At 72.0% G+C, this 453-nt stretch carries 1 protein-coding gene; it reads right to left on the minus strand.

The annotated features are described in order from the left end of the window. A partial coding sequence (locus C1631_RS25550) for a hypothetical protein (protein WP_228441533.1) occupies positions 1-453 on the minus strand: 453 nt, incomplete at both ends.

Raw genomic sequence — 453 nt, forward strand, 5'->3', positions numbered from 1 at the left:
GCAATCGGCCTCGCGCAAACGCGAATCCGGCGCGCCGACATTGAGGAACACGGTGCCCTTGGCCTCAGGCATGTCGGCGAGCGCCAGCACGTCCTCGGCCGGCACATTCAGCACGACGAAGCGGGGCGTCTCGCCCAGCGCGCGGAAGGCGGCGCGAAGATCCTCGTCGGGCCCGACGACGCGGCTGCCGAGGGTGAAGGTCAACGAGACGAACCGGCCGGTGGCGTTCGAATACTTGAGCCCGAGTTCGGCGCCCTTCAGCCCCTCGTCGTTGGGGATCGGGTCTTCGTTGTTGAGGGGCGTCGGGCGCTCGATGCGCCGCTCGAGGTAGTGGATCGCCAGCGGCTCGGCCTGGGCCGCGACGGGCAGCAGGCCGAGCCGAAGCCGCCCGACGCTGCCCGCCCTGCCCCGCGGCTTCCTTGCCCGCACCGGGCCGCCGCGCCGTTTCCCCAC

Source organism: Chryseobacterium phosphatilyticum, assembly GCF_002899825.2.
Classification (GTDB): Bacteria; Bacteroidota; Bacteroidia; order Flavobacteriales; family Weeksellaceae; genus Chryseobacterium; species Chryseobacterium phosphatilyticum.